The organism is Bradyrhizobium sp. LM2.9, assembly GCF_054056555.1.
On record NZ_JBSRYJ010000002.1, the window covers coordinates 6,910,782 to 6,936,250 of the forward strand.

Sequence of the window (25,469 nt, forward strand, 5' to 3'; positions counted from 1 at the left end):
ACGAACGGACGAGATTTCGCAGAGTTTCGCCGCCGCTGCAATCAGCTTTGCGCTCACCATTCGGCGATCCGCTACTCGCAGCAGGAGGGCCATGCTACGTTCCGGCAACGGCCGTCAGGTGCGGAGATATCCGGCGGCCGACGACCAAGCCGGCCGGGAGGAATGCAATGGAATTTGTGTGGAGCGTGGTCACATTCATGGGCCAGGCCGTCGAGGCGAGTTTCGGCTATGTCGAGCATCATCATTGGATCTTCGCATTCCTTGCCGGCGGTTACGTCTTCTATCTCCACGACCGCTCCGTTCACGCGCGGTTCGATGCGCTCGACAAGCGCATCGACGAAATCCGCAAGCGGATGGCCATCGAATATTGATCGGGCGAGCGAAGCCATCATCTGGTAGGACTCGTATCTCATGCTGAGAACTGCCGTTCACGCGAGTGTGGCCGCAAGGGCTTTACTAGCGCTGCGGTTGTGGCATTATCGATAATTATTTTAGATTGTGTCGTGCGGTTCTGCACCTAGCGAGAGTTTATTCTCACCTAGGGTCTGTTGGGATTCATCTGGAGTTTATCGCGGCCGCGGCCAGATAGATCATTGAAGTGAAGCTCTGGTCGGTCTTGTCGGCGCGCATTGCGATGCGCTTGAATTCCTTGAGCTTGCCGAAGAAGTTCTCGATGAGATGCCGCCATTTGTACATCTCCTTGTCGATGGCGAGAGGCTGTGCACGGCGCGGATGCTGGGAGATGACGACTTTGGCGCCACGCGCTTCGAGTTCGGCGATGATGGCGTTGCTATCGAAGGCCTTATCAGCGATCAGCGCGTTGAAGGCCAATCCCTCGATGAGCGGCGGCACGCCCACCGTATCGAAACGCTGTCCCGGCAGGAGCACGAAGCGCACGAGATTGCCGAGCGCATCGGTGAGCGCCAGAATTTTGGTGATCATGCCGCCTTTCGAGCGGCCGATCGCCTGGCTTTGCGTCCCCCTTTTGCGCCCTGACCGTGGCGGTGGACCTTGACGATGGTGGCGTCGACCATGGCGTATTCCATGTCGGGATCGTCGGAGATGGCCTCGAACAGCCGCTTCCAGACATCCGCCTTCACCCAGTCGCGAAAGCGCGTGAATGTGCTATTCCAGTGGCCGAACATCGCCGGCAGATCCCGCCAGGGACTGCCGGTTCGGGCGATCCACAGAACGGCCTCGACAAACAGTCGGTTGTCCTTGCCGCTGCGGCCCGGATCTCCCGGCTTGCCAAGACAATGCGGCTCCATCTTCGCCCATTGGGCGTCAGTCAAAACGAATCGGTCCATCCCAAGCTTGAATCACAACCAAGCCCCGATGAGAATCCTGAATCCCAACAGACCCTAGCTCATCACGGCCCGGGTTGAAACCGGACTGAACCTGATCGGCGAAGGCATTTCTCTTATCTTTTGGGCGGCGCAGCATTTGTAAACAAGCGGCGCAAGATGGATAGATCGTTTGTTATTGTACACATCTCCGACCTGCATCTGGACGGGACGGGTCGGCTGCTTGCAACGATCGAGACGCTCAATGCCGCAATTCGCGAGAGGATGGCGGACTTCGCGAACGTTCCCGATCGCATCCTGATGATCACGGGCGATCTGGTGGACGACCCGACGCCGCGTGCGCTCGACGAGGCGCTCGCCGTCATTGCGTCCTTCCGGCAGACCGGGCTGTTCACCGACATCCAGGCGATTGCCGGCAATCACGACGTGAAGCGCCCGAGCCAGCGTGCAGGCCGCCACGACGTCTATGATTACCTGCATCTGCCACGCACCTCGAAGAGCGTCTACTACCGCCGGGCCGGCCTCGATCTGGTGCTGCTCGATTCCAACCGCGCCAGCATTACGACACTCGCGAGCGGCAAATTGGACGAGGGCGCCTATAGCGCCATGGTTGCGGATTCCGCGCGGCTGAGCGTCGAGCTTGCGGGCAGCCTTGGGTCGGCCGGCCGCGCCGATTATGCCGAGCCGGCGGAAAACCTCGTGCGTGTGCTGGCGCTGCACCATCATCCGCTACCGCAGGCAACCGGAGAGGGGAAGCGATTTCTCGGCGTGCCCGACGAGCCGCTGATGTATCTCGCCGCGCCCGCGACCTTCCTCGAAGCGGCGACGTCGCTCAACGTCGATCTGGTTCTGCACGGGCACCGGCATGTCGAGGGGCTGACACGTTATTCGATCCCCGATCCGCGTGCCACGTCGAGCGAGAGCGGTGAAGCATTGTGGCGCACGATCTACGTCTTGTCCTGTCCGTCATCGACCGGACGGGCCGGTGACGATGCCGGCTTCAACGTCATCTATTTCGGCCCGATGTCCCATGCCGGCCGTATGGAATATCGCTTCGCGATCGCCCGCTACTCACGCTCACGCAACGACGGAGTCTTCAGGCCGCTCGATTCGAACCTGCCGCACGGCGTCGTCAGGCTGCCGGCAGGGCGGGATTTTTTCCGTGACCCGGCCGTCCAGTCGGCCATCGAGATCGACGCATGCACGGCGCTGAAACTGGATGAGGTTACAGCATTTGTCCGCCGGCTCCTGCTGCGCCGCGCCTTCTATGCCGACGGGGAGGTGGATTGGGCCAATTTGCTCCACGTCTATCTCGTCACCTCTCAACGCCTGGGCCGATCTCGAAAGCAAGTTCCCGAGGTCTGCGTGCAAGCATGACGTCGAGGCGGCGTCCGTGGTGACATCGGTGCTGCGCCGATTGGTCGAGCAATCGGCCAATGTGCTCGGCATCGACGATTTTCAGCTCGACGAGCTCCGCGCGAGGCGTCTGGTCAATCGCGACGATCTTCGCCGCGAATTGCCGAGGGTGGCGCGCCCGGGCATCGATGTCGAGGTCGAGGCGCAGCAACGACTGCAATTGCTGCGGGACCTGAACGAGCAGGCGAAGGCGCTCGGCCTCGATCCGGGTCTCGGCGGCAAGGTGCCGCCGCAGACGCCGCAGTGACAGGCGGGTCGGGGAGCGTTAACCGGCCGTTAGGGTTAACAGTCTATTGCTGGCGCGTTCGGCTCGATCAATCGGCTCGAGAGTCAAAGCGTCATGCGTCAACGGTTCAGTCTCGAACGGTTCAGTCTTGCCCGGCTTCTTGCGTCTACCTCGCTGGTCGCGGCGGTGGCCATAGGCCTCGGCGGCTGCACGGCCATGTCGAAACTCTCCGACGTCACGGGCTCGATCGGGCCGCGGGCGGAAGCCGCTCCCACCGATCCCGCGCGCGCCGCTGAAGTCTATGGCGAGCGCTACCGTGCCAATCCCAAGGACGCCGAGGCGGCGCTCGCCTACGGCCAGGCCTTGCGCGCCAACGGCCAGCGCGCCCAGGCCGCCGCCGTGCTCGAGCAGGCGACCATCGCCAATCCCGGCAACAAGGCGCTGATGGCCCAATACGGTCGCGCGCTCTCCGACAACGGAAATTTCCAGCAGGCCTTCGATGTGCTGTCGAAGGCGCATTCGCCCGACAATCCGGATTGGCGCCTGCTCTCGGTGCAGGGTACCGCGCTCGATCAGATGGGTCGTCACGAGGAAGCGCGTTCCTATTATGCGAGCGCGCTGAAGATCGCGCCGGGCGATGCCGGCGTGCTCTCCAATCTCGGCCTGTCCTACATGTTGTCAAGAGACCTGCCGAAGGCCGAAGACGCGCTGCGACAGGCCTACGCCTCGCCGCGCGCAAGCACGCGGGTGCGGCAGAATCTCGGTCTGGTCGTCGGTCTCCAGGGCCGCTTCGCCGAAGCCGAGACCATCGTGAAGGCGGACCTGCCGCCGGACCAGGCCGCGGCCAATGTCGCCTATCTCAAGGAAATGCTGACCCGCAGCGCCGCCCCGCGCGGGGCCCCGAAGCGGACTCCGGTCGCCTCGCTCGGTCAGCCCGACTGATCAGACGTGATTTTCCAATGCTGAAGACAACCGCGGACCGCGCGGTCCGCGTCTTGCGTCATTGCATCGCGGAGATCTTGATGCCGGTCGGGCCGAGAATGACGACGAACAGAACCGGCAGGAAGAACAGGATCATCGGCACCGTCAGCTTCGGCGGCAGCGCGGCGGCCTTCTTCTCGGCTTCGTTCATGCGCATGTCGCGGTTTTCCTGCGCCATCACCCGCAAGGAGTGGCCGAGCGGGGTGCCGTAACGCTCCGCCTGCTGGAGCGCGAGACATACCGACTTGACGCCCTCGAGCCCGGTGCGGCGCGCGAGGTTCTCATAGGCGACCTTGCGGTCCTGCAAATAGGACAGCTCGGCCGTGGTCAGGGTGAACTCCTCCGACAGCGCGATCGACTGGCCCACGATTTCGACCGCGACCTTCCGGAACGCCATCTCGACCGACATGCCGGATTCGATGCAGATCAGGAGCAGGTCGAGCGCATCGGGAAAGGCGCGCTTGATCGAGAGTTGTCGCTTGGAGATCGCGTTCCTCAGGAAGAGCATCGGCGCCTGAAGGCCGAGATAGGCCGCACCGACGCAGATGCCGATTTTGATCGGCATCGACTGCTCCATATGCGCGATCAGGAACACGTAGACGACCGAGCCGACGAACAACACGATCGGGGCCACCAGGCGGGCGAACAGGAAGGTGATGTAGGGCGCCTGGCCGCGATAGCCCGCCATGATGAGCTTGTCCCGCGCAGCTTCCTGCGCGAGCCATTTGGTCAGGTTGAAGTCATCGACGACTTTCGAGACGAGTTGCTTCGGCGTCTGGCGCAGCGAGACCTTTTCGCTCTTGTGAAGGCGCTCGCGCTCGCGCTGCCGGATGCGCTCACGTTCGTTCGCCACCGCCTTCATGCGCTTGGCAAGGCCTTCGCCGGCGAACAGCGGCATCACCAGCGAATAGACGGTGGCGCTGGCGGCGATGGCCGCCAGCATCATCGTCATGAAGTGGACGTCGTGAAGTTTCGAAACGAGGAACTCTACCATAAGGCACCATCAGAAGTCGAAGTTGATCATCTTCTTCATCACCATGATGCCAACCGACATCCAGACGACGCAGCCGACCAGCATGAGCTGGCCTGTGGGATGGGTCCAAAGCGTCGAGATGTATTGCGGCGTCGTGAGATAGACGAGGAACATCACGATCGGCGGCAGCGAGCCGATGATGCCGGCCGAGGCCTTGGCTTCCATCGACATCGCCTGGATCTTCTCTTTCATCTTCTTGCGGTCGCGCAGCACCTTGGAGAGGTTGCCGAGCGCTTCGGAGAGGTTTCCGCCCGACTTTTGCTGGATCGAGATGACGATGCCGAAGAAGTTGGCCTCGGGCAGCGGCATGCGATCGTAGAGCCGCGTGCAGGCCTCGCCGAGCGGCATGCCGACCGCCTGGGTCTCGATGATAGACAGAAACTCGCTGCGCAGCGGCTCGGGCGCGTCGGCGGCGACGACCTTGATCGATTCGAACAGCGGCAGGCCGGCCTTGATGCCGCGGACGATGACGTCGACGGCGTCGGGCAGCGCCTTCAGGAACTTGGCTTCGCGGCGATTCTTTAGGAAGCCCAGCGCCCAGCGCGGCAGACCGAGGCCGCCGGCAAAGGCGAGGCCGGCGGCGCCGAGCAGGCCGCCGCCGATGAACAGGGCGGCTGCGAACAGCACGCCCGCCACGACGGCGGACACGATCCAGAATTTCTGCGGCGCCCAGTCGAGGCCGGCCTGCGACAGGCGAACACTGAGCGGTACGCTCTTCTCCTGCTGGCGCCGCGCCTCGAGATCCTTGAGCGAGGTCTCGACCTGCTCGCGACGCGAGCGTTGCGTCTTCTCGGCCGCGCGGGCCGTGGGCGCCTCGGCGCGCGCGATCGAGGCGCGGCGGCTCTCCGCCTTCCGTTCCCCGGACAGCACTGGATAGAGGAAGACCCAGGCGAGGCCGCCGACGGCGGCGGTAGCGAGGAAGGCGAGGGCGAGGACCTGCATGTTCATGGCCGTGCTGACTTCCTCACGTCGGGGGTGCCACTTCTGCGGCGTCGAGTGCCGCGGCAAGGCGCTTCTCTTCGCCGTAATAGCGGGCGCGTTCCCAGAACTTCGGGCGGCCGATGCCGGTCGAGCGATGCCGGCCGATGATCTTGCCGTTGGCATCCTCGCCGACCATGTCGTAGAGGAAGACGTCCTGGGTGATGATGGTGTCGCCTTCCATGCCCATCACCCTCGGTGATGTGGGTGATGCGGCGCGAGCCGTCGCGCAGACGCGCGGCCTGGACGATGACGTCGATCGAGGCGCAAATCATCTCGCGGATTGTTCGCGAAGGAAGCGAAAAGCCGCCCATCGTGATCATGGATTCGCAGCGTGACAGCGCTTCGCGCGGATTGTTGGCGTGCAGCGTGCCCATCGAGCCGTCATGGCCGGTGTTCATGGCCTGAAGCAGGTCGAAAGCTTCGGGTCCACGGACCTCGCCGACGATGATGCGCTCGGGGCGCATACGCAGGCAGTTGCGCACGAGTTCGCGCATGGTGACCTGGCCTTCGCCCTCGATGTTGGGTGGCCGGGTTTCCAGCCGCACCACGTGCGGCTGCTGGAGCTGGAGTTCGGCGGCGTCTTCGCAAGTAATGACGCGCTCGTCGTGCTCGATGTAGTTGGTAAGGCAGTTGAGCAGCGTGGTCTTGCCCGAGCCGGTACCGCCGGAGATCAGCACGTTGCAGCGGACGCGGCCGATGATCTGGAGGATTTCAGCGCCCTCCGGCGAGATCGCCCCGAACTTGACGAGCTGATCGAGCGTCAGCTTGTCCTTCTTGAATTTGCGGATGGTGAGCGTGGGGCCGTCGATCGACAGCGGCGGTACGATGGCGTTGACGCGGGAGCCGTCGGCCAGGCGCGCGTCGCAGATCGGCGAAGATTCGTCGACGCGCCGGCCGACTTGGCTGACGATGCGCTGGCAGATGTTGAGCAGCTGCTGGTTGTCGCGGAAGCGGATGCCGGTGCGCTGGATCTTGCCGTTGACCTCGATGTAGACGGTATTGGCACCGTTGACCATGATGTCGGCGATGTCGTCGCGCGACAACAGCGGCTCCAGCGGACCGTAGCCGAGGACGTCATTGCAGATGTCGTCGAGCAACTCTTCCTGCTCGGCGATCGACATCACGATGTTCTTGATCGCGATGATCTCGTTGACGATGTCGCGGATTTCCTCGCGCGCGGACTCCGAATCGAGCTTGGCGAGCTGGGCGAGGTCAATGGCTTCGATCAGCGCGCCGAAGATGGTCGCCTTGACCTCGTAGTAATTGTCCGAGCGGCGGGCTTCCATGGTCGGCGCAGGCTTCGCCGGGGCAAGCGGCGGCGAGGCGACCGCCGGCGGCGGCGGCGCGCGCGACACGGCGGGCGCCGAAGCCTGGGCAGGCTCTGACGCCACGGCGCCGGGCTTCGGGGCCCGAGTATCGGTGTCTGTTCCGCTACGCTTACCGAACACTTAACAACTCCATGCGGGGCTATTTTCCCCGCAACTTCTCAATCAGGGGTGAAAGCAAGGACGATTTTTGCTTCTTCGTCTCGCTGCGGCCGGTCAGGCGCTGGGCGATCTGAAGGAACATCTCGATTGACTTGTGGTTGGCCGATATCTCCGCGATCATCTGGCCGTTATTGGCTGCCGAGCCGAAGATCTGCGGCTCGAACGCGATCGAGACGACCGGCTGGCTCTCGATCGCCTTGGCGAACTCCGCCGCGGCGATTTCAGGCCGTTTCGGGACGCCGACCTGGTTCAGGCAGTAGAGCGGCGGTCTGTCGTTGGGCCGCGAGGCCTTCAGGAGATCGAACAGGTTCTTGGTGTTGCGTAAATTGGCGAGGTCGGGCGCTGCTACGATCAGGATGTCGTCCGCTCCGATCAAGGCGCGCTTGGTCCAGCCCGACCATTGGTGCGGGACGTCGAGCACGATGCAGGGCATGGTGGAGCGCAGCGTGTCGAACACGGCATCGAAGGCGTCGGTGCCGAAATCATAGACCCGGTCGAGCGTCGCCGGCGCCGCCAGCAGGCTGAGGTGGTCGGTGCATTTCGACAGCAGGCGGTCAATGAAGGCGGTATCGACGCGATCGGGCGAGAACACGGCGTCGGCAATGCCCTGCGGCGGGTCCTGGTTGTAGTCGAGCCCGGCGGTGCCGAAGGCGAGGTCGAGGTCGGCGACGACCGCGTCCATCGCGAGATCGCGTGCGATCGCCCAGGCAACATTGTGAGAGATGGTCGAAGCGCCGACGCCGCCCTTGGCGCCGACCACGGCGATGATACGGCCGACCGCCTTGGCTTCCGGCGCCGAGAACAGGTTGCAGATCGAGCGCACGACGTCGATCGGGCCGACTGGCGCAAGCACGTAGTCGCTGACGCCGCGGCGCACCAGCTCGCGGTAGAGCGTGACGTCGTTGATGCGGCCGATCACGACCACGCGGGTGCCGGCGTCGCAGACGGTCGCGAGATGGTCGAGCCCGCCCAGGATGTCGCTGCGGCCGTCACTTTCGAGCACGATCACGTTCGGCGTGGGCGCCGAGCGGTAGGCTTCGACCGCAGCCGCCATACCGCCCATCTGGATCTTCAGATGGGCCTTGCCGAGACGGCGATCCTCGCCGGCCGACTGCACGGCGGCCGCCGTTTCCACGGTCTCGCAGAACGCCTGCACGGAAACGCGCGGCGCAGGCGCAATATGCTCCTCGATCGGGGGGAGAGATGCCTCAGACTGCTCTTCTTGAGGCTGGCGAGCGTAGTTGATCATCTGCCGGTGTCGCTGAGTTTGGCTTTGTCGGCGTCAGGATATGCGACGCCCGTCGGCAATCCCTTGCGGTACTTCTCGAACGCGGCAGTGCGCCGCGCCGTGTAAGACGGCGTTTCCGGCCGCGGCTGCTCGAGATCCGATGGATTGTCGACCATCGCCGCGAGGTTGCGCTGATAGGCGCAGCCGTAATTGTAATAGTCCTTGTTCTCGAACCAGCTCTTGTTCTTCATTGAGGGGCCGATGTCCTCCGGCCACAGGCCGCAGGGACCTGCGACCGCGGCGATCTTGGAATAGGTGAGCCGGATCGGCGGCAGGAAACGCTTGTCTTCCGGCTGGTAAGGACGCGCGTTGACGCCGCGCGGCGGAACGCCCGCCGCCGACAGCATCGCCTGGATTTCACGCATGGTCTCCGCGACCGGACGCGCGTTGGGCGTGCCGGACGGCACGTCGATCCGGATGGCGCCGGTGCCTTCGTGCAGCCAGGCCGACGCGACGCCCATCACGTCGGCGCGCTGGGCGGCGGTCAATCCGCCGCGGGCATGGCCGACGAAAACGACGATGGAGCGGTTCTGCTCCTCGATCGCGATCGGATGGCGCTGCTTGTAGTCGTCGGGAATCGAGCCCGTGACCGCTTCGTCGTGCTGGCAGCCGCCAAGGGCGAGCGCCATGCCGACGAGCGCGCCACCGAGGCGGATGGCGCGACTGCGAAGCTGGGGTGGTCTTGTGATCTTCATGAAGTCCCCGTTCCGCCTCAGTCGGTGATGAAGCCGTAGGTGCCGCGGTAGCTTTTGGCCGGTTCGGTCCGGCCGGGCACACCGTAGATGCGGTTGATGTTGCCGAGCAGCTCGGCCTGCGGATCCGCAGGCGCGGAGAAGCCATCATCCGGCCGCGACAGGTCCTTTTGCGCAACGGCGCGAACGATATAGGGCGTCACGATCACGACCAGCTCGGTCGCGTTGTTGACGAAGTCGCGGCTGCGGAACAGCGTGCCGAGGATCGGAAGCTGCATCAGGCCCGGCAGTCCGCTGACCGCCTGCTTGGTCTGCTGCTGGATCAGGCCGGCCATCGCCATCGCGCCGCCGGAGGGAATTTCCAGCGAGGTCTCGGCGCGGCGGGTCTTGATCGAGGGCACCGTCAGCGAGTTGACCGACGTCGAGGTCACGGCCTGGGACAGCGTGATCGCATTTTCGTTTGAGAGCTCAGAGACCTCGGTCATCACCCGCAGGCTGATCTTGCCCTCGCTGAGAACGACCGGGGTGAAGTTGAGCGAGATGCCGAACTTCTTGAAGCTGATCTGGGTGGTACAGACATGCGTGGTTGGGTCGCACGCATAGCCCGCAGGCACCGGGAATTCACCGCCGGCGATGAAAGTTGCCGATTCACCGGAGATCGCGGTCAGGTTCGGTTCAGCCAGCGTCCGGATCACGCCCGCGGTTTCCATCGCACGCAGGGTGGCCTGCACCGACGGGGTCGCGCCGAACTTGGTGGTCAGGTTGTTGCCATCGACGAGGTTGTGGCCGAGCGCCGTGAACGGATTGGCGTTGGTGAAGCTGACGACCGAGGTGCCGTAGTTGAGGTTGGCCGTGAGGTCGATGCCGAGCTGCTTGACAATGCTGCGCGCGACTTCCGCGACCGTCACCTTCAACATGACCTGGTCGCGGCCGCGGACCACGATCGAGTTCACGACCTTCTCGGGGCTGCCCGCGAGGCGCGAGGCGAGATCGTTGGCCTGCTGGGCTTCGGCCGGGTTCGCCGCCGAGCCGGTCAGGATGATGCCGTCACCGAGTCCGTCGATCTGGATGTCTGCATTGGGCAGGACCTGCTTCAGCGCGGCGCGCACGCCGTTGAGGTCGCGCTTGACCGCGATGTCATAGGCCGCGATCTGCTGGCCGGCGGAATCGAAGAACACGATGTTGGTCTGGCCGATCGCGGCGCCGATGATGTAGGCGCGCTGCGCCGAGCGAACGACCGCATTGGCGATCTTGGGATCAGCGACCAGCACGTCCTTGATGTCGCGCGGCAGGTCGATCACGATCGACTTGCCGATGCCCAGTGAGAGGAAGCGCGCGTTCATCTGACCGTCGGCCGCGGCCTGCGCCGCAGGGCGATAGTCGGCAGCGACCGCGGGGGTCAGCACCGGGTTGAGCGCGAGCGCAACGGCAGCCGAAAACGACAGGGCGCGGACCATTGAGGTTCGCATCGTCGTCAAATCTGCCCTGCATTCCATATCGACAGTCCTCATCGTGCCTTCGCCGTCGAGCTTGGGATGCCATAGCGAATGATGGAAACGCCGTCGCGCTTCTGCGCGGATTCATCGAGCGTGATCTCACTCATCTTGACGTCGACGATGCTGCGCAGCGCCAGCGACAGCGTGCCGCTCTGGCGCGCGGCGGAGAGTGTCGCAGTCTGCGCGGGGTTGAGCTCGAGGGTGACGGTCTTGCCGACCACCGCGTTCTGACCGTCCTTCTCCTTGGGTGCCTGGTCGATGGCCAGGACGCGGACATTGGCCAGGATGATCTCGGACGTGACGACATCGGGCGCGCCGTTGTTCTGGTCCGGGTTCTTGAGACGGCGAGTCAGAAGCACGTCGACACGATCGTTGGGCAGGATGAAGCCGCCTGCGCCGGTCTCCGGCGAGATCTCGGTCGAGATTGCGCGCATGCCGGTGGGCAGGATTGCCGCCATGAAGCCGGAGCCTTCGGCCTTGACCAGCTTCTGGTCGCGCATCGGCTCACCCTGGATGAAGGGAGCGCGTGCGATCGAGCCGGTGACCTGGGTTACCGCCTCAGGGCGCTCATTGCGGCGGATAAAAGTGGCGCTGGCGGTCGCGGTCGGCCAGGTCTGCCACTGCACATCTTCCGGTTTGACGGTCTGGCCGAGGCCGATGTCGTTCTTGGCCACCAGGACGTCGACCGTCGGAAGCTGCGCGACCGGAGCCGGAGGCGGCGCAGAATTGTCCGAGCCGCTCGCCAAGTACGCGGCGACACCGCCGGCGCAAATGGCAACCGTCAGGACGACAATGCGTGCCCTATTCATACGCTTCACTTTCCACCAAACGCCGCGACGCTGCCGTCGCTGTAATCGGCAGTTGACCAGCTATTCGTCAAAGCATGGTTAATGAGGCGTATCTAAATCGCCTTAACGCCGGGTTTACCCGATGCGTTCAGCGCAATGCGAGGTGAGCGAGGTCGATCGCCTTCACCCATTCGGTCTCCGGGTAGATCATCAGCGCGCCGAGCGTGAGCGCGATGCCGTAAGGGATGCCGCTTTCCTTGTCGTGCAGCCGTGCCAGCCAGGCCTGGCCCGCCAGCCCGTATGGCAATGGCCATTGGCGGAACTGGAGCAGGAGCAACGTCAGCGCTCCGCCGAACAGCGAAGCGTAGAGCAGAAAATCCATCAATTGCGCGAAGCCGAACCAGAGCGCGACCGACGCGGCGACCTTGGCGTCGCCGCCGCCCATCCAGCCCATTGCAAAACAGGTGAAGGCCACGACCAGGAGAAGCGCGCCGGCGCCGACATGGTTCATTATCTCGTAAGGTGCCATGCCGCCGGCGAGAGCGAGCGCGAAAAAGCCGGCGACCAGCGCCAGCGACACGCGGTTCGAGATCGTCATCGTGAAGAGATCGCTCGCGGCGGCAAACGCCATCAGGGCAGGGAAGAGCAGAAGGCGCGCAAGGTCGAGGATCATGGCTGCGTCTTGAGGCCTGGGGTTTTGGCGCGGAGCTGGCGTCGCCGGAGGCTAGCCGGCAGTGCTAAACAAACCGACAACGACGGCCGCGCTCCCGAAGGGTGCAACCCGCCGAACGCGTGCTCACCAGAGACTGGCGATGCGCGCGGCGAGCGCGGTCGTCGCAAGCAGCAGCGCAAGGCAGATCCAATAGGCCGGCGAGCCGGTCTGCGCCGTCTCCGCCTCGTTCGCCGCGACCGCGGCATCGGTTCTGTACTTGCGCAACGCCACTGGAACTCACCGTCTTAGAAAACAAAGGCCCCGGAGGTCCGGGGCATTTGCCGTCGTTCGTCGGTCGCTTACTTCAGCGAGGTGCTGATCGAGGTGAACTTGGTGTTCAGCGTGCTGCCGAGATTGTTGACGACGGTGATGATGGCCAGCGCGATGCCGGCGGCGATCAGGCCGTATTCGATGGCGGTGGCGCCGGATTCATCTTTCGCGAAACGCGCAATCAGGTTCTTCATGAACATAACTCCATCTGGGGTGGGATCGCCTCGTTCGGCGCTGTGCTTGACGCGCTGACCATGAGATCCGAGCTCTTTCGGTAGAGTTAATTCGATCGGGCAAACCCGCTTCCCGCTGGCCAGAGTGAATTTCACCTTAAGGCGGCAGCTGCAATTCGTCCCGGAAGCGGATGTGCAGCAAGCGCAGTGCCGGCTTCACCGTCCCTTAAATTTAGGAGAGTACGCGTAGGCGGGACCAGCAATTCGCAAGAGAGACGATGATGTCGAGCCTGCCCATGCAAGTCGCCCTGATGCTCGGCGAGACCATCGCGAAGGTGGTCCCCACGACCTTCGCGCTGGCGGTGGTCTTCACCGTGCTCGAGCATTTCTGGGCCTGCAATCCCGGCGTGCCGTGGTGGCGCAAGCGGGAGATCGTTACGGACATCTGCTACTGGTTCTTCGTTCCGGTGTTCGCGCGCGTCATGCGGATCGGACTTCTGATCGTCGGCGCGAGCTTCGTCTTCAACATCCACGATGCCGACGAGCTCATCGCCTTCTACGACAATGGCCACGGCCCGCTGTCGCTATTGCCGCTCTGGGTCCAGGCCGTGCTGTTCCTGGTCCTGTCCGACTTCATGCTGTACTGGCTGCACCGGTTGTTCCACGGCGGCGGGTTCTGGAAGTACCACGCGATCCATCACTCCTCGGAGGAGATAAGCTGGATTTCGGCGGCCCGCTTCCATCCCGTCAATCTCATGCTCGGCACGATCGGGGTCGACGTCGTGCTGCTGATGGCCGGCATTTCCCCGAACGTCATGATCTGGGTCGCCCCGTTCACGACCTTCCATTCGGCCTTCGTGCACGCCAACCTGAACTGGACCTTCGGGCCGTTCAAATATCTGCTGGCGACGCCGGTGTTCCACCGCTGGCATCACACCTCTCTCGAAGAGGGCGGCGACACCAATTTTGCCGGCACGTTCCCGATCTGGGACGTGCTGTTCGGCACCTTCCGCATGCCCGCGGGGGAACTGCCGCAGGATTACGGCAAGGACGAAGCCACCATGCCGAAGGAGATCGGAGGGCAGCTTGCCTATCCGTTCCGCCACTAGGGTCCTCGAGGGCCGCAAAACGCCAGTCCGTTCAAACAATAGTCGGCGAATTTGCGGAACGTTCACGAATTGAGGGCAGGTTAGCCGCGTCGGGCACCGGCTCCGCTGCTATCTGATCGCTTCTGCCGGTTTGTGACGTCCCGGGGGTAAGAGTATGCCTAAACAACTGCTGCGCCGTCATGCGCGCGTCTGTCTTCTGGTTGCGGCCGCGGTGCTGGCATCGCCGGCTGCCGGACTTGCCGAGCCGACCGCCGATACGATCGCCGTCAATGTCGACCAGGCCAAGCTGGTGCGGCTGCCCGGCAAGGTGGCGACCATCGTGGTCGGCAATCCCATGATCGCCGACGTCACGCTCCAGCCCGGCGGCATGATCGTCGTGACCGGAAAGGGCTATGGCGCCACCAATTTCATCGCGCTCGACCGGGGCGGCGAGATCCTGGTCGACCGCCAGATCCAGGTCGAAGGTCCGAGCGACCGGCTCGTCACCGTCTATCGCGGGATCGAGCGCGAGTCCTACAGCTGCGCGCCGCTTTGCCAGCGTCGCGTGACGCTCGGCGACAGCGACGTCTACTTCAACAACACGATGAGCCAGGCCGGTTCGTTGAGCAGCACGGCCAGCGGCAGCGCCGGTGCGGGCGCCAAGACGAACTAGCAAGACGAATTAGCAAGACCGATTGGCGGGTGTGCCCGGGCAGGATCGTCGTGCCCGGGACGCACGCGCGTGCGGGTGTTCCTCTCTCCGAGCCTCGGGTCGTTCGCGGTTAACGCACCTTTAACGGCCCGGGCCGCCGAGTGCGGATCGCCTGAACACTTAAACAATCAGTTTCCGCTACTGAATGGGGCAGATGATCGCCGCTGCTGGGGAATTTGATGCCATCGCCCGCGCCTAAGAGGTTCACGCTCCTCGCCGCATTACGCCGGTTTCGCGGCAGCCGCCGTGGCTCGGCAGCCGTCGAGTTCGCGCTCGTCGCGCCGGTTTTCTTCGCGCTGCTGTTCGCCATCATCGAGTCGGCGCTGATGTTCTTCGCGAGCCAGGTGCTCGAGACCGTCGCGCAGAATTCCGCGCGCGTGTTGCTGACCGGTCAGGCGCAATCCGGTTCAGTGACGGCCTGCGCGGTATCCGGCGTGAGCACACCCTGCTCGCAAACGACGTTCAAGACTTACGTTTGTAACCAGATCCCGGCGCTGTTCGATTGCGCCAAGCTCTACGTCGACGTCGTGAGTACGAACACTTTCGGATCGCTGAGCCTCACCAGCTATGGCAATTCCTGTAGCTTCAACCCAACCGGCGTGCAGTACAGTGCCGGGGCCGCCGGCCAGGTCGTCGTGGTGCGGCTGTTCTATCAGTGGCCGCTCTTCGTCACCGGCCTCGGCTTCAACATGGGCTGCAGCAACAAGCGGCTGCTGGTGGCGACCGCGGCCTTCAAGAATGAACCCTTCTGAGACAGATGGATCTGAGCAGACCGATGCAGGAGATTGCGAATATCTGGAGAAATGCCCGTAGCTGCGTGCGGGACTTCGTCGCCGACAAGCGCGCGGTCGCGGCGACTGAATTCGCGGTGATCATGCCGCTGATGCTGGCGATGTTCTTCGGCACCGTCGAATTTTCATCGGCCGTGGCCATCGATCGCAAAATCACGATGATTGCACGGACTCTGTCCGATTTGACGTCGCAGTCAACGAAGCTCGACAATACCAACATGCCGGACACGTTCACGGCAAGCATATCGGTCATCATGCCTTACGACGCTACGCTCGTGAAGGCGGCGATCTCGCAGATCCATATCGATAAGAACAGCATTGCCACGGTTGACTGGAGCACGGGCGGCACCATTGCGAGCGGTGCAACGCAGGCGACGCTGACGGTCTCGGCCCGGAAGGCCGGCGACATTGTCACGTCGATGATCCCCGCGACGCTCCTGGTCCCGAAGACCTACCTCATTCTCAGTGAGGTGAGCTACCTTTACACACCTTCGGTGGGCTACGTGTTGAAATCGGGCGTAACGCTGGCCGATGTCTCCTACACGCGGCCGCGCCAGGTCACCTGCGTTCCTTACAACGATGTACCGTCGCCCTGCGTGGAATGAAAAAAAGGCCGGGCGTCGCGCCCGGCCTTTTCTTTTGACTTGTTCGCTTGAGCCGATCGGGCCCTAAGCAGTAGCTCAGCCGGCGGAGCGGAGGTTGTCCGCTGCCGACTTGCCGGAACGGCGGTCGGCCACGATCTCGTAGGAGATCTTCTGGCCTTCGTTCAGCGTGCCGAGGCCAGCGCGCTCGACGGCGCTGATGTGGACGAACACGTCCTGGCCGCCGTCGTCGGGCTGGATGAAGCCAAAGCCCTTGGTCGCGTTAAACCACTTCACGGTTCCCATGCTCATGGGGGTAGTCCCTTCTCAGATAACACAATGTAAGAGCCCGCTTGCGCGGACAGGTTAGATCGAATTTTGGAAGGGTCGTCAGCGTGTCTGAACCGGCTGTACCGGTGGATGCCAATGTCGTCCGGCCGAAAATCGATGAGCTGTTTTTACTGGAAACGAGGCCGCATAACAATCCTGCATGCACGTTTTTTTGATCCGCCGTGACGGTCACGGCGGATCAGCATACAGGTCGAGATTTTGGGTCCGCGCTCGCGCGCTGACCCCTGTTAGCGGCGGCGGAACTGGCCACCGCGCTGCCCGGGACGCGGAGGTCCGCCCATGCCGCTCGGGCGTTCATCCTTGTGGCGGAAAATCAGCCGGCCCTTTTCGAGGTCATAGGGCGACATCTCCACCGTCACGCGGTCGCCCGCCAGCGTCTTGATGCGGTTTTTCTTCATCTTGCCGGCGGTGTAGGCGACGATCTCGTGTCCGGCGTCGAGTTGCACGCGGTAGCGCGCGTCGGGGAGGATTTCGGTGACCAGTCCTTCGAACTGGATCAGCTCTTCCTTAGCCATGAATTTCTCCAGGTCGTGGACGGCTAGTGCGAATGGGGTTTGCGGCTCGGTTGGCCGTTCGGCCGACTCTCGCGGCGCAAAAAGGCAACGCCTTGTATCCCATCAGACGCCCCGGCGCTATGCGCGGAACGCTGTTCAGGACGGCCGTTTGGCGAAGAATGCACCTTGCCGCCGGAGCGGCCGTGACGAGATGGCTTCGAAGCCTTCGGGCCGCTGCCGGGCCGTCCGTCGCCCTGCTTGCCGGCACTGTGGTGACGACCGTCAGCATGCCTTTCGTCGGCACGCCGCCCGTCGCCATTCCGTGCGCCTTGCGGACGCTGGCCTGGGCGGCTGGGCCGGCCTTGACGCTGCTGGGACGGGGGAGGGCCCGCATCGCGGCGGCCCGCGTCGGTGCGGTGGTCTTCGCGCGGCAGCGTCACTTTGATCAACCGCTCGATGTCGCGGAGATAGGCGAGTTCCTCGCCGCCTGCGACCAGCGAGATCGCGGTGCCCTCGGCGCCGGCGCGCGCGGTGCGGCCGATGCGGTGCACGTAGGTCTCGGGCACGTTGGGGAGGTCGAAATTGATGACGTGGGTGATGCCGTCGACGTCGATGCCGCGAGCGGCGATATCGGTGGCGACCAGCGTGCGGATTTCACCGGTGCGGAACTGGGCAAGCGTCCGTTCGCGATGGTTCTGCGACTTGTTACCGTGGATGGCGCTGGCGGGGATGCCCGCCTTCTCGAGTGTCTTTACGACCTTGTCGGCGCCGTGCTTGGTGCGTGTGAAGACCAGGGCCCGGTTGACCGGCTCGTCCTTCAGCAGCTTGGCCAGTAAGGCGGGCTTGGAAGAGAAGTCGACCTGGATGATGCGCTGCTGGATGCGTTCCACCGTCGAGGAGACCGGGGTGACCGCAACGCGGGCCGGGTCCCGCAGCATGGCGTCGGCCAGCTCGGCGATGTCCTTCGGCATGGTGGCCGAGAAGAACAGCGTCTGCCGCTTGATCGGCAGCTTGGCGACGATTTTGCGGATGTCGTTGATGAAGCCCATGTCGAGCATACGGTCGGCCTCGTCGAGCACGAGGAATTCGACGCTGCCGAGCTTCAGCCCGTTGCTCTGCACGAGGTCGAGCAGGCGGCCGGGAGTAGCGACCAGCACCTCGACGCCCTGCATCAGCGAGCGGACCTGACGGCCCATCGGCACGCCGCCAATGGCGAGCGTCGAAGACAGGCGGATGTGGCGGCCATAGGCGTTGAAGCTGTCGAGGATCTGGCCGGACAGCTCGCGGGTGGGCGAGAGCACCAGGACGCGGGTCGTCTTCGGCTGCGGCTTGATGCGGTTCTCGAGCAGGCGGTGCAGGATCGGCAGCGCGAAGGCCGCAGTCTTGCCGGTTCCCGTCTGGGCGATGCCGACCACGTCGCGGCCAGTCAGCGCGGTCGGGATCGTCTGGGCCTGGATGGGGGTGGGGGTGACGTAGTTCTCTTCGGTGAGGGCACGTGCGATGGGTTCGGCGAGGCCGAAATCCTGAAAGGAAGTCAAAAGAGGGGTTCTTTCCATGTCGAAAGCAGGCGCCCGGCGCAGTTAGCGGGGCACGCGCAATAGGGGTGTCAAATGGGACACCTGCGTGTTTGGGGTGTCGGATGGCTTGGTGAGATGGGGCAAGCCAGACGCCCGAAAGGGCTTAAGAACACGCGGCTCGCAACGGCCGCTTGATTCGCAAGAGGCCTCGGCCACCATATGGAACATTGAGGGGGCGCTTTCAAGGCACGTTGGGCCACAAATAGCGGTTGCGGTGCAGAAATAGTTATGCCGGAAATTTAGCCAGAGTGCGCATCCTGCTCAGAAAGTAACCTGCCTGCCGCTTTCGCATACATTTGAATTGCCTAAATTTTGGGCTGGCGAATAGTGGCGATACTTCGTTTTCAGGCAATTTTACAAACAAAAACAATGACTTGATCGGTGTCCAATCCATGGCACGGTTCTTGCGAATCCGTTAATCGCAGGCGGCCGTGGGGCCGTTTCGCAGCGTTTTTCACGTCTGCGTCAGGGAGATGAGACACTCATGCATAGCAAATCCACTCACGATATAGCGGCGTCATTTAGCCGCCGTGGCGTTCTCGCCGCGACCGCCGGACTGATGCTCGGTCTGGCTTCCATTTCCAGTGCGAAGGCCGCTGACGACACCATCAAGGTCGGCGTGCTTCACTCCCTCTCCGGCACCATGGCCATCAGCGAAACCACGCTGAAGGATACCATCCTCTTTCTGATCGACGAGCAGAACAAGAAGGGCGGCGTGAACGGCAAGAAGCTCGAAGCCGTCGTCGTCGATCCCGCTTCGAACTGGCCGCTGTTCGCCGAGAAGGCGCGCGAGCTGATCACCAAGGACAAGGTTGCGGTCGTGTTCGGCTGCTGGACCTCGGTGTCGCGCAAGTCGGTGCTCCCGGTGTTCAAGGAGCTGAACAGCATCCTGTTCTACCCCGTCCAGTACGAGGGCGAGGAGAGCGAGCGCAACGTGTTCTACACTGGTGCTGCGCCGAACCAGCAGGCGATCCCCGCCGTCGACTATCTGATGAAGGACGAGAAGGTGAAGCGCTGGGTGCTCGCGGGCACCGACTATGTGTATCCGCGCACCACCAACAAGATCCTGGAAGCCTATCTGAAGTCCAAGGGTGTCGCCCAGGAAGACATCATGATCAACTACACGCCGTTCGGTCATTCCGACTGGCAGACGATCGTGGCTGACATCAAGAAGTTCGGCTCGGCCGGCAAGAAGACCGCGGTGGTCTCGACCATCAACGGCGACGCCAACGTTCCGTTCTACAAGGAGCTCGGCAACCAGGGCATCAAGGCAAAGGACATCCCGGTCGTCGCGTTCTCGGTGGGTGAGGAAGAACTCGCCGGCATCGACACCAAGCCGCTGCTCGGCCATCTCGCCGCCTGGAACTACTTCCAGTCGATCAAGTCGCCGGAGAACGAGAAGTTCATCAAGGCGTGGCAGACCTATACCAAGAATCCGAAGCGCGTGACCAACGATCCGATGGAAGCGCACGTCATCGGTTTCGACATGTGGGTCAAGGCGGTCGAGAAAGTGAAGTCGACCGATCCGGACAAGGTGATCGATGCGCTCCCGGGCATCGAAGCTAAGAACCTGACCGGCGGCACCTCCAAGATGCTTCCGAACCATCACATCACCAAGCCGGTGTTCATTGGCGAAATCAAAGCCAACGGCCAGTTCGACGTGGTGTGGAAAACCCCGGGTCTTGTCGCGGGCGATGCCTGGTCGAAGGAGCTCGACGGCTCCAAGGACCTGGTCGGCGACTGGGTCGGCAAGAAGTGCGGCAACTTCAACACCAAGACCAACAAGTGCCTCGGTTCGGGCTCCTGATCCGGATCTGACGCTCCATTGCACGATCGGAGAAGACGGCGATCCCGCCGCCTTCTCCACCATTCTGCCGGGGTCTTTCACAGTGCCAGCCAATTTGTCCGCCCGTTTCTGTTCGCTCCTGCTCTCGTTGTTCCTGATCGCGTTCGCGCTGCCGGCCTTCGCCGGTCCGTTCGAGGATGCGGTCGCCAAATTCGCCAACGATGATTTTTCCGACACGGATGAAGCGATCGGCGTCGTCGCGAGCAGCGGCAACAAGCTGGCCTTTCCCATCATCAGCGCGCTCCAGGACGGCCGCCTCATGGCCGATCCTGATAGCAAGAAGGTTTACGTCACCGGCGCCGACGGCAAGTCGATCGACGCGGCGACCGGTGAATCCGTCGCCAGCGTTCCCGACAGCGCGAGCGCAGTGCGTCTCAACAACCGCCTGCGCCGCAGCGTCGACGCTGCGATCGGCAGCCTGACGCTGCAGTCGCCGGACGTCGGAACGCGGCTCCAGGCTGCGCAATCCGTGTTCAAGTCGCACGACGAAACCGCGCTCGAGGCGGTCGATGGTGCGCTCGCCAAGGAAACCAACAAATCCGTCAAGGCTGCGCTCGGCGACGCCCGCGCCGGCATCCTGCTGTTCAAGCCTGATGCCGCCGAGGTCGAGAAGCTCGAAGCGGTCGCCACCCTCAAGGCGCGCGGCGACCAGGAGGCGCTGGCGCTGCTCACCGGCATGGGCGACCAGCCGGCCTCGGTGACCAAGGCCGCCGCGAGCGCGATCGGCTCGATCCAGAGCTCGCTGGCGGTCTGGTCCACCGTGCAGAATGCTTGGTACGGCCTCTCGCTCGGCTCGGTGCTGCTGCTCGCCGCGATCGGGCTCGCCATCACCTTCGGCGTGATGGGCGTCATCAACATGGCCCATGGCGAGATGGTGATGATCGGCGCCTACGTCACCTTCGTGGTGCAGGACGTGATCCGCACCCGCTATCCCGGCCTGTTCGACTATTCGCTGCTGATCGCCGTGCCGCTCGCCTTCATCGTCGCCGGCGCCCTCGGCGTGCTGATCGAGCGCAGCATCATCCGCTTCCTCTATGGCCGTCCGCTGGAGACGCTGCTGGCGACCTGGGGCCTGTCGCTGGTGCTCCAGCAAGCGGTGCGCACCATGTTCGGTCCGACCAACCGCGAGGTCGGCAACCCCTCCTGGATGAGCGGTGCGTTCGAGCTCGGCCAGATCACCATCACCTATAACCGGCTCTGGATCCTAGTCTTCACGCTTGCGGTGTTCGTCATTCTGCTCGCGATGCTGCGCTACACGGCGCTCGGGCTCGAGATGCGCGCGGTGACGCAGAACCGCCGCATGGCGGCTTCGATGGGCATTGCCACCTCGCGGGTCGACGCGCTGACCTTCGGTCTCGGCTCGGGCATCGCCGGCATCGCCGGCGTGGCGCTGTCGCAGATCGACAATGTCAGCCCCAATCTCGGCCAGAGCTACATCATCGATAGCTTCATGGTCGTGGTGTTCGGCGGTGTCGGCAATCTCTGGGGCACGCTGGTCGGCGCCTTCACGCTCGGCATCGCCAACAAATTCCTGGAGCCGGTCGCCGGCGCCGTGCTCGGCAAGATCGCAATCCTCGTTCTCATCATCCTGTTCATTCAAAAGCGGCCGCGCGGCCTGTTCGCGCTCAAGGGCCGTGCGGTGGAAGCATGATCCCTCACATGCTGACGCGGTCGCTGGACCGCGGCGCGACGATCTTCCTTGCCGTCGTCGCGGCCTGCGGCATCCTCATCCCGCTCTCCAACCTGCTGCTGCCCGCGGGCTCGTTCCTGCAGGTGCCGACCTATCTCGTCGCGCTCTGGGGCAAATATGTCTGCTACGCAATTCTCGCGCTCTCGATCGACCTGATCTGGGGTTATTGCGGCATCCTCTCGCTCGGTCACGGCGCCTTCTTCTCGCTCGGTGGCTATGCGATGGGCATGTACCTCATGCGCCAGATCGGCAGCCGCGGCGTCTACGGCAACCCGATCCTGCCGGACTTCATGGTGTTCCTGAACTATTCGAAGCTGCCCTGGTACTGGCAAGGCTTCGACATGTTCTGGTTCGCAGCCCTGATGGTGCTGGTCGTGCCGGGACTGCTCGCCTTCTGTTTCGGCTGGCTCGCCTTCCGCTCGCGCGTCACCGGCGTGTATCTGTCGATCATCACGCAAGCGATGACCTACGCGCTGCTGCTCGCCTTCTTCCGCAACGATTTCGGCTTCGGCGGCAACAACGGCCTGACCGACTTCAAGGACATCCTGGGCTTCAACGTCCAGGCGGAAGGAACCCGCGCGGCGCTGTTCGCGCTGAGCTGTCTGGCGCTGATCGCGAGCTTCCTGATCTGCCGCTCCGTCGTGTCCTCCAAGCTCGGCAAGGTGCTGATCGCAATCCGCGACGCGGAATCGCGCAGCCGGTTCCTCGGCTACCGGGTCGAATCCTACAAGCTGTTCGTGTTCACGTTGTCGGCCTGCATGGCCGGCGTTGCCGGTGCGCTCTACGTGCCGCAGGTCGGCATCATCAACCCGTCCGAATTCGCGCCGGGCAATTCGATCGAGGCGGTGATCTGGGTCGCGGTCGGCGGCCGCGGCACGCTGGTCGGCGCGGCGCTCGGCGCCGTCGTCGTCAACTACGCCAAGACGGTCTTCACCTCGGGCATGCTCGCGCCCTACTGGCTCTTCATGCTGGGCGCGATGTTCATCCTGGTGACGCTGCTGCTGCCGAAGGGCATCGTCGGCACCTTCAATGCATGGTGGGACTCGTCGAAGGAAAAGCGCGCCGCTGCGACGACGGCGAGCGCCGCGGCCGAAGACGGCATCACCGAACCCAGGATGGCGGAGTAGCGCGATGAACGTCATGGACACCCGCGCCACTTCCGCAATGCTCTATCTCGACGGGGTGCACGTCTCTTTCGACGGCTTCCACGCCATCAATAACCTGTCGCTGACGCTCGAGCCCGGCGAGATGCGGGCGATCATCGGCCCGAACGGCGCCGGCAAGACCACGATGATGGACATCATCACCGGCAAGACCAAGCCCGACGAAGGCACGGTGCTGTTCGACGGCGTCACCGACCTGACGCGCCTGGACGAGACCCGCATCGCCGAACTCGGCATCGGCCGCAAATTCCAGAAGCCGACCGTGTTCGAGAGCCAGACCGTGCAGGACAACCTGCTGCTGGCGCTCAATGTCGACCACAGTGTCAAGGGCACGCTGTTCTGGCGTGGCAGCAAGGACGAGTCCGAGCGCATCGACAGAGTGCTGGAGACGATCCGCCTCACCGATGCCCGCAATCGTCTCGCCGGCAGCCTCAGCCACGGCCAGAAGCAGTGGCTCGAGATCGGCATGCTGCTCGCGCAGGATCCGAAGCTGCTGCTGGTCGACGAGCCGGTCGCCGGCATGACCGACGTCGAGACGCATCTCACCGCCGAACTGCTCAAGGAAATCAACAAGACCCACACCGTGATGGTGGTCGAGCACGACATGACGTTCGTGCGCGAGCTCGGCGTCAAGGTCACTTGCCTTCACGAGGGGACCGTGCTCGCCGAAGGCACCATCGACCAGGTCTCGGCCAACGAGCGGGTCATCGAAGTTTATCTGGGACGCTGAACGATGCTCGAGGTCAAGGATATCAACCTGTTCTACGGTGCGGCGCAGGCCCTGCGCGGTGTGTCGATCGCGGCCGAGCCGGGCAAGGTGACCTGCGTGCTCGGACGGAACGGCGTCGGCAAGACCTCGCTCTTGCGCGCCATGGTCGGCCAGTATCCGATCTCATCGGGCGCGATCGTGCTCGACGGCAGCGACATCACGGCCCTGAAGCCCTATGAGCGCGCGCGCAAAGGCATCGGCTTCGTGCCGCAGGGCCGCGAGATATTTCCGCTTCTGACGGTCGAGGAGAATCTCAAGACCGGCTTCGGCCCGCTCAGGCGCGAGGACAGGCACATTCCGGACGACGTGTACTCGCTATTCCCGGTGCTGCAATCCATGCTCGGCCGGCGCGGTGGCGATCTCTCCGGCGGCCAGCAGCAACAGCTCGCGATCGGCCGCGCACTGGTGATGCGGCCAAAGCTGCTGCTGCTCGACGAGCCGACCGAAGGCATCCAGCCCTCGATCATCAAGGACATCGGCCGCGCCATCTCGTACCTGCGCAACCTCGGCAACATCGCCATCGTGCTGGTCGAACAATATCTCGACTTTGCCTGCGAACTCGGCGACAGTTTTGCGGTGATGGATCGCGGCGCGGTGAAGTTCACCTGCGACCGCTCCAATCTCGACCCGGCCGAAATCAGCCGCCAGATGGCGCTGTAATCCCAAAATTTCTGCCGCGGCCGGCTGGGGAGACGGATGCGCAGCGACGTTTTAACGACATCTTCGGTGTTTGAAGCCAACCGCGCCCGTGGCGTAGTGCGCTTCGACGTCCACGCGCGCGACGGCGTGACGCGGCGAGGGATCTTGCATGAATCCGGCTCCCTGCGCGTCCGCTTTCCCTCTCCGGAAGGCGAGGGCCTCTCCGGCGTGTTCGTCAACACGGCCGGCGGCGTTGCCGGCGGGGACAATTTTGATATCGATATTGCCGCGGGCGAGGGTTCGCGCCTGACCTTGACCACGGCGGCGGCCGAGAAGGTCTATCGTGCCCCCGGAGCGGCGGCGCAGCTCAATATCGGCTTGAAGGTCGCCGCGGGTGCGCATATCGGATGGCTACCGCAAGAGACGATTCTGTTCGATCGGGCCCGCGTCCATCGTAGCTTCGACATCGCTCTCGATGTGACGGCCTCGCTCCTGCTTTGCGAGATCGTCGTGTTCGGCCGCACCGCCATGGGCGAGCGGGTGGAGCAGGGCGAATTCGTCGACCGTTGGCGACTCTCCCGCGGCGGCAAGCTCGTGTTCGCGGAAACCGTCAGGCTCGACGGCAATATCGGCGCAAAACTCGCGCGATCCGCGATGGCCAAAAGCGGCGCGGCGATCGGCACGGCGCTGATCGTGCCCGGCGACGAGGCATTGATCGAGCGCATCCGGGAAGCGTCGGACTCATTCTCCGGCGAGGTCGGAATGTCCGCCTGGAATGGCTTTGCAATGGCGCGGTTCTGTGCCCAAGATGCGGCGCGCCTGCGTGCCGACATGATGACCGTGCTGGCGCGCAGCGGTGCGGCGCTGCCGAGGCTCTGGCTGAACTGACCGGCTGAATTGATGCGTTGAACGGAAGAGATT

Annotated in this window: 26 protein-coding genes and 2 pseudogenes; 14 read left to right on the forward strand and 14 right to left on the reverse strand. The window is 63.6% G+C overall.

The window, feature by feature from the left end:
• Nucleotides 1–167: 167 nt before the first annotated feature.
• Entirely contained in the window at nt 168–371 is a 204-nt protein-coding gene (locus tag ACVWW3_RS35225) for a hypothetical protein (protein ID WP_456651628.1), read from the forward strand.
• A 184-nt stretch (nt 372–555) separates the two neighbouring features.
• Here the strand turns inward: ACVWW3_RS35225 and ACVWW3_RS35230 are convergent.
• Nucleotides 556–1,307, reverse strand: a pseudogene (locus ACVWW3_RS35230) (IS5 family transposase).
• Between the two features lie 156 nt (nt 1,308–1,463).
• Here ACVWW3_RS35230 and ACVWW3_RS35235 point away from each other — a divergent pair.
• The 3 genes from ACVWW3_RS35235 (at nt 1,464) to ACVWW3_RS35245 (ending at nt 3,888) form a co-directional block, all read left to right on the forward strand.
• Complete coding sequence (locus ACVWW3_RS35235; protein WP_456651627.1) at nt 1,464–2,681, forward strand: metallophosphoesterase family protein; 1,218 nt, start codon at nt 1,464–1,466, stop codon at nt 2,679–2,681.
• A 28-nt stretch (nt 2,682–2,709) separates the two neighbouring features.
• Nucleotides 2,710–2,967: a hypothetical protein gene (locus tag ACVWW3_RS35240; protein WP_456672309.1), complete on the forward strand. Its 258-nt coding sequence runs from the start codon at nt 2,710–2,712 to the stop codon at nt 2,965–2,967.
• Nucleotides 2,968–3,060: 93 nt separating this feature from the next.
• Complete coding sequence (locus tag ACVWW3_RS35245) at nt 3,061–3,888, forward strand: tetratricopeptide repeat protein (protein ID WP_456651625.1); 828 nt, start codon at nt 3,061–3,063, stop codon at nt 3,886–3,888.
• A 58-nt stretch (nt 3,889–3,946) separates the two neighbouring features.
• Here the strand turns inward: ACVWW3_RS35245 and ACVWW3_RS35250 are convergent, their stop codons facing one another.
• From ACVWW3_RS35250 to ACVWW3_RS35295, 10 genes and pseudogenes are all read right to left on the reverse strand, one after another.
• Complete coding sequence (locus ACVWW3_RS35250) at nt 3,947–4,921, reverse strand: type II secretion system F family protein (RefSeq protein WP_247446283.1); 975 nt, start codon at nt 4,919–4,921, stop codon at nt 3,947–3,949.
• A 9-nt stretch (nt 4,922–4,930) separates the two neighbouring features.
• A complete protein-coding gene (locus tag ACVWW3_RS35255; RefSeq protein WP_456672310.1) occupies nt 4,931–5,908 on the reverse strand; it encodes a type II secretion system F family protein in 978 nt (325 codons plus the stop codon).
• 16 nt (nt 5,909–5,924) lie between these two features.
• Nucleotides 5,925–7,389 (reverse strand): annotated as a pseudogene (locus ACVWW3_RS35260) (CpaF family protein).
• A 19-nt stretch (nt 7,390–7,408) separates the two neighbouring features.
• On the reverse strand, nt 7,409–8,677 hold the full coding sequence (locus ACVWW3_RS35265; protein ID WP_456651624.1) for an AAA family ATPase: 1,269 nt from the start codon (nt 8,675–8,677) through the stop codon (nt 7,409–7,411).
• Nucleotides 8,674–9,411 carry a CpaD family pilus assembly protein gene (locus tag ACVWW3_RS35270; protein WP_456651623.1) on the reverse strand — a complete coding sequence of 246 codons (738 nt, stop codon included), beginning with the start codon at nt 9,409–9,411 and terminating at the stop codon, nt 8,674–8,676. The genes ACVWW3_RS35265 and ACVWW3_RS35270 overlap by 4 nt, the downstream gene beginning before the upstream one ends.
• Before the next feature lie 17 nt (nt 9,412–9,428).
• Nucleotides 9,429–10,904: a type II and III secretion system protein family protein gene (locus tag ACVWW3_RS35275; protein ID WP_456672437.1), complete on the reverse strand. Its 1,476-nt coding sequence runs from the start codon at nt 10,902–10,904 to the stop codon at nt 9,429–9,431.
• Between the two features lie 11 nt (nt 10,905–10,915).
• On the reverse strand, nt 10,916–11,713 hold the full coding sequence (gene cpaB, locus ACVWW3_RS35280) for a Flp pilus assembly protein CpaB (RefSeq protein ID WP_247343841.1): 798 nt from the start codon (nt 11,711–11,713) through the stop codon (nt 10,916–10,918).
• A 127-nt stretch (nt 11,714–11,840) separates the two neighbouring features.
• Nucleotides 11,841–12,365, reverse strand: a complete 525-nt coding sequence (locus ACVWW3_RS35285; protein WP_354103055.1) for an A24 family peptidase — start codon at nt 12,363–12,365, stop codon at nt 11,841–11,843.
• A gap of 123 nt (nt 12,366–12,488) precedes the next feature.
• Complete coding sequence (locus tag ACVWW3_RS35290; RefSeq protein WP_247343835.1) at nt 12,489–12,635, reverse strand: hypothetical protein; 147 nt, start codon at nt 12,633–12,635, stop codon at nt 12,489–12,491.
• Nucleotides 12,636–12,703: 68 nt separating this feature from the next.
• Complete coding sequence (locus tag ACVWW3_RS35295; protein ID WP_011084259.1) at nt 12,704–12,868, reverse strand: Flp family type IVb pilin; 165 nt, start codon at nt 12,866–12,868, stop codon at nt 12,704–12,706.
• 260 nt (nt 12,869–13,128) lie between these two features.
• Between ACVWW3_RS35295 and ACVWW3_RS35300 the strand changes: the two genes are divergently transcribed.
• The 4 genes from ACVWW3_RS35300 to ACVWW3_RS35315 all read left to right on the forward strand — a co-directional run bounded on the left by ACVWW3_RS35300 (nt 13,129) and on the right by ACVWW3_RS35315 (nt 16,043).
• Nucleotides 13,129–13,956: a sterol desaturase family protein gene (locus ACVWW3_RS35300; RefSeq protein WP_456651622.1), complete on the forward strand. Its 828-nt coding sequence runs from the start codon at nt 13,129–13,131 to the stop codon at nt 13,954–13,956.
• Nucleotides 13,957–14,110: 154 nt separating this feature from the next.
• Nucleotides 14,111–14,608 carry a pilus assembly protein N-terminal domain-containing protein gene (locus tag ACVWW3_RS35305; RefSeq protein WP_456651621.1) on the forward strand — a complete coding sequence of 166 codons (498 nt, stop codon included), beginning with the start codon at nt 14,111–14,113 and terminating at the stop codon, nt 14,606–14,608.
• A 218-nt stretch (nt 14,609–14,826) separates the two neighbouring features.
• Entirely contained in the window at nt 14,827–15,399 is a 573-nt protein-coding gene (locus ACVWW3_RS35310) for a TadE/TadG family type IV pilus assembly protein (RefSeq protein WP_456651620.1), read from the forward strand.
• A gap of 23 nt (nt 15,400–15,422) precedes the next feature.
• Nucleotides 15,423–16,043: a TadE/TadG family type IV pilus assembly protein gene (locus ACVWW3_RS35315; protein WP_456651619.1), complete on the forward strand. Its 621-nt coding sequence runs from the start codon at nt 15,423–15,425 to the stop codon at nt 16,041–16,043.
• Between the two features lie 75 nt (nt 16,044–16,118).
• Here ACVWW3_RS35315 and ACVWW3_RS35320 read toward each other — a convergent pair whose 3' ends face one another.
• The 3 genes from ACVWW3_RS35320 to ACVWW3_RS35330 form a co-directional block, all read right to left on the reverse strand.
• Nucleotides 16,119–16,331, reverse strand: a complete 213-nt coding sequence (locus tag ACVWW3_RS35320; RefSeq protein ID WP_247320093.1) for a cold-shock protein — start codon at nt 16,329–16,331, stop codon at nt 16,119–16,121.
• A 266-nt stretch (nt 16,332–16,597) separates the two neighbouring features.
• Nucleotides 16,598–16,885 (reverse strand): translation initiation factor IF-1, encoded by a 288-nt coding sequence (infA, locus tag ACVWW3_RS35325; protein WP_007599789.1) that lies wholly within the window; start codon nt 16,883–16,885, stop codon nt 16,598–16,600.
• A 23-nt stretch (nt 16,886–16,908) separates the two neighbouring features.
• On the reverse strand, nt 16,909–18,420 hold the full coding sequence (locus ACVWW3_RS35330) for a DEAD/DEAH box helicase (protein WP_456651618.1): 1,512 nt from the start codon (nt 18,418–18,420) through the stop codon (nt 16,909–16,911).
• 505 nt (nt 18,421–18,925) lie between these two features.
• Here ACVWW3_RS35330 and urtA point away from each other — a divergent pair.
• The 6 genes from urtA to ACVWW3_RS35360 all read left to right on the forward strand — a co-directional run bounded on the left by urtA (nt 18,926) and on the right by ACVWW3_RS35360 (nt 25,436).
• Entirely contained in the window at nt 18,926–20,248 is a 1,323-nt protein-coding gene (gene urtA / locus ACVWW3_RS35335; protein WP_247343819.1) for an urea ABC transporter substrate-binding protein, read from the forward strand.
• 82 nt (nt 20,249–20,330) lie between these two features.
• The gene (urtB, locus tag ACVWW3_RS35340; protein WP_456651617.1) at nt 20,331–21,938 is read left to right on the forward strand and encodes an urea ABC transporter permease subunit UrtB; all 1,608 of its coding nucleotides are present in this window, start codon (nt 20,331–20,333) and stop codon (nt 21,936–21,938) included.
• Entirely contained in the window at nt 21,935–23,104 is a 1,170-nt protein-coding gene (gene urtC, locus ACVWW3_RS35345; protein WP_456651616.1) for an urea ABC transporter permease subunit UrtC, read from the forward strand. Before urtB ends, urtC begins: the two co-directional genes overlap by 4 nt.
• A 4-nt stretch (nt 23,105–23,108) precedes the next feature.
• Nucleotides 23,109–23,870, forward strand: a complete 762-nt coding sequence (gene urtD / locus ACVWW3_RS35350) for an urea ABC transporter ATP-binding protein UrtD (protein WP_247343809.1) — start codon at nt 23,109–23,111, stop codon at nt 23,868–23,870.
• A 3-nt stretch (nt 23,871–23,873) separates the two neighbouring features.
• Nucleotides 23,874–24,569, forward strand: coding sequence for an urea ABC transporter ATP-binding subunit UrtE (gene urtE, locus ACVWW3_RS35355; RefSeq protein WP_247343807.1), 696 nt, complete (start codon nt 23,874–23,876; stop codon nt 24,567–24,569).
• A gap of 36 nt (nt 24,570–24,605) precedes the next feature.
• Entirely contained in the window at nt 24,606–25,436 is an 831-nt protein-coding gene (locus ACVWW3_RS35360) for an urease accessory protein UreD (RefSeq protein WP_456651615.1), read from the forward strand.
• The last annotated feature ends 33 nt before the right edge of the window (nt 25,437–25,469 follow it).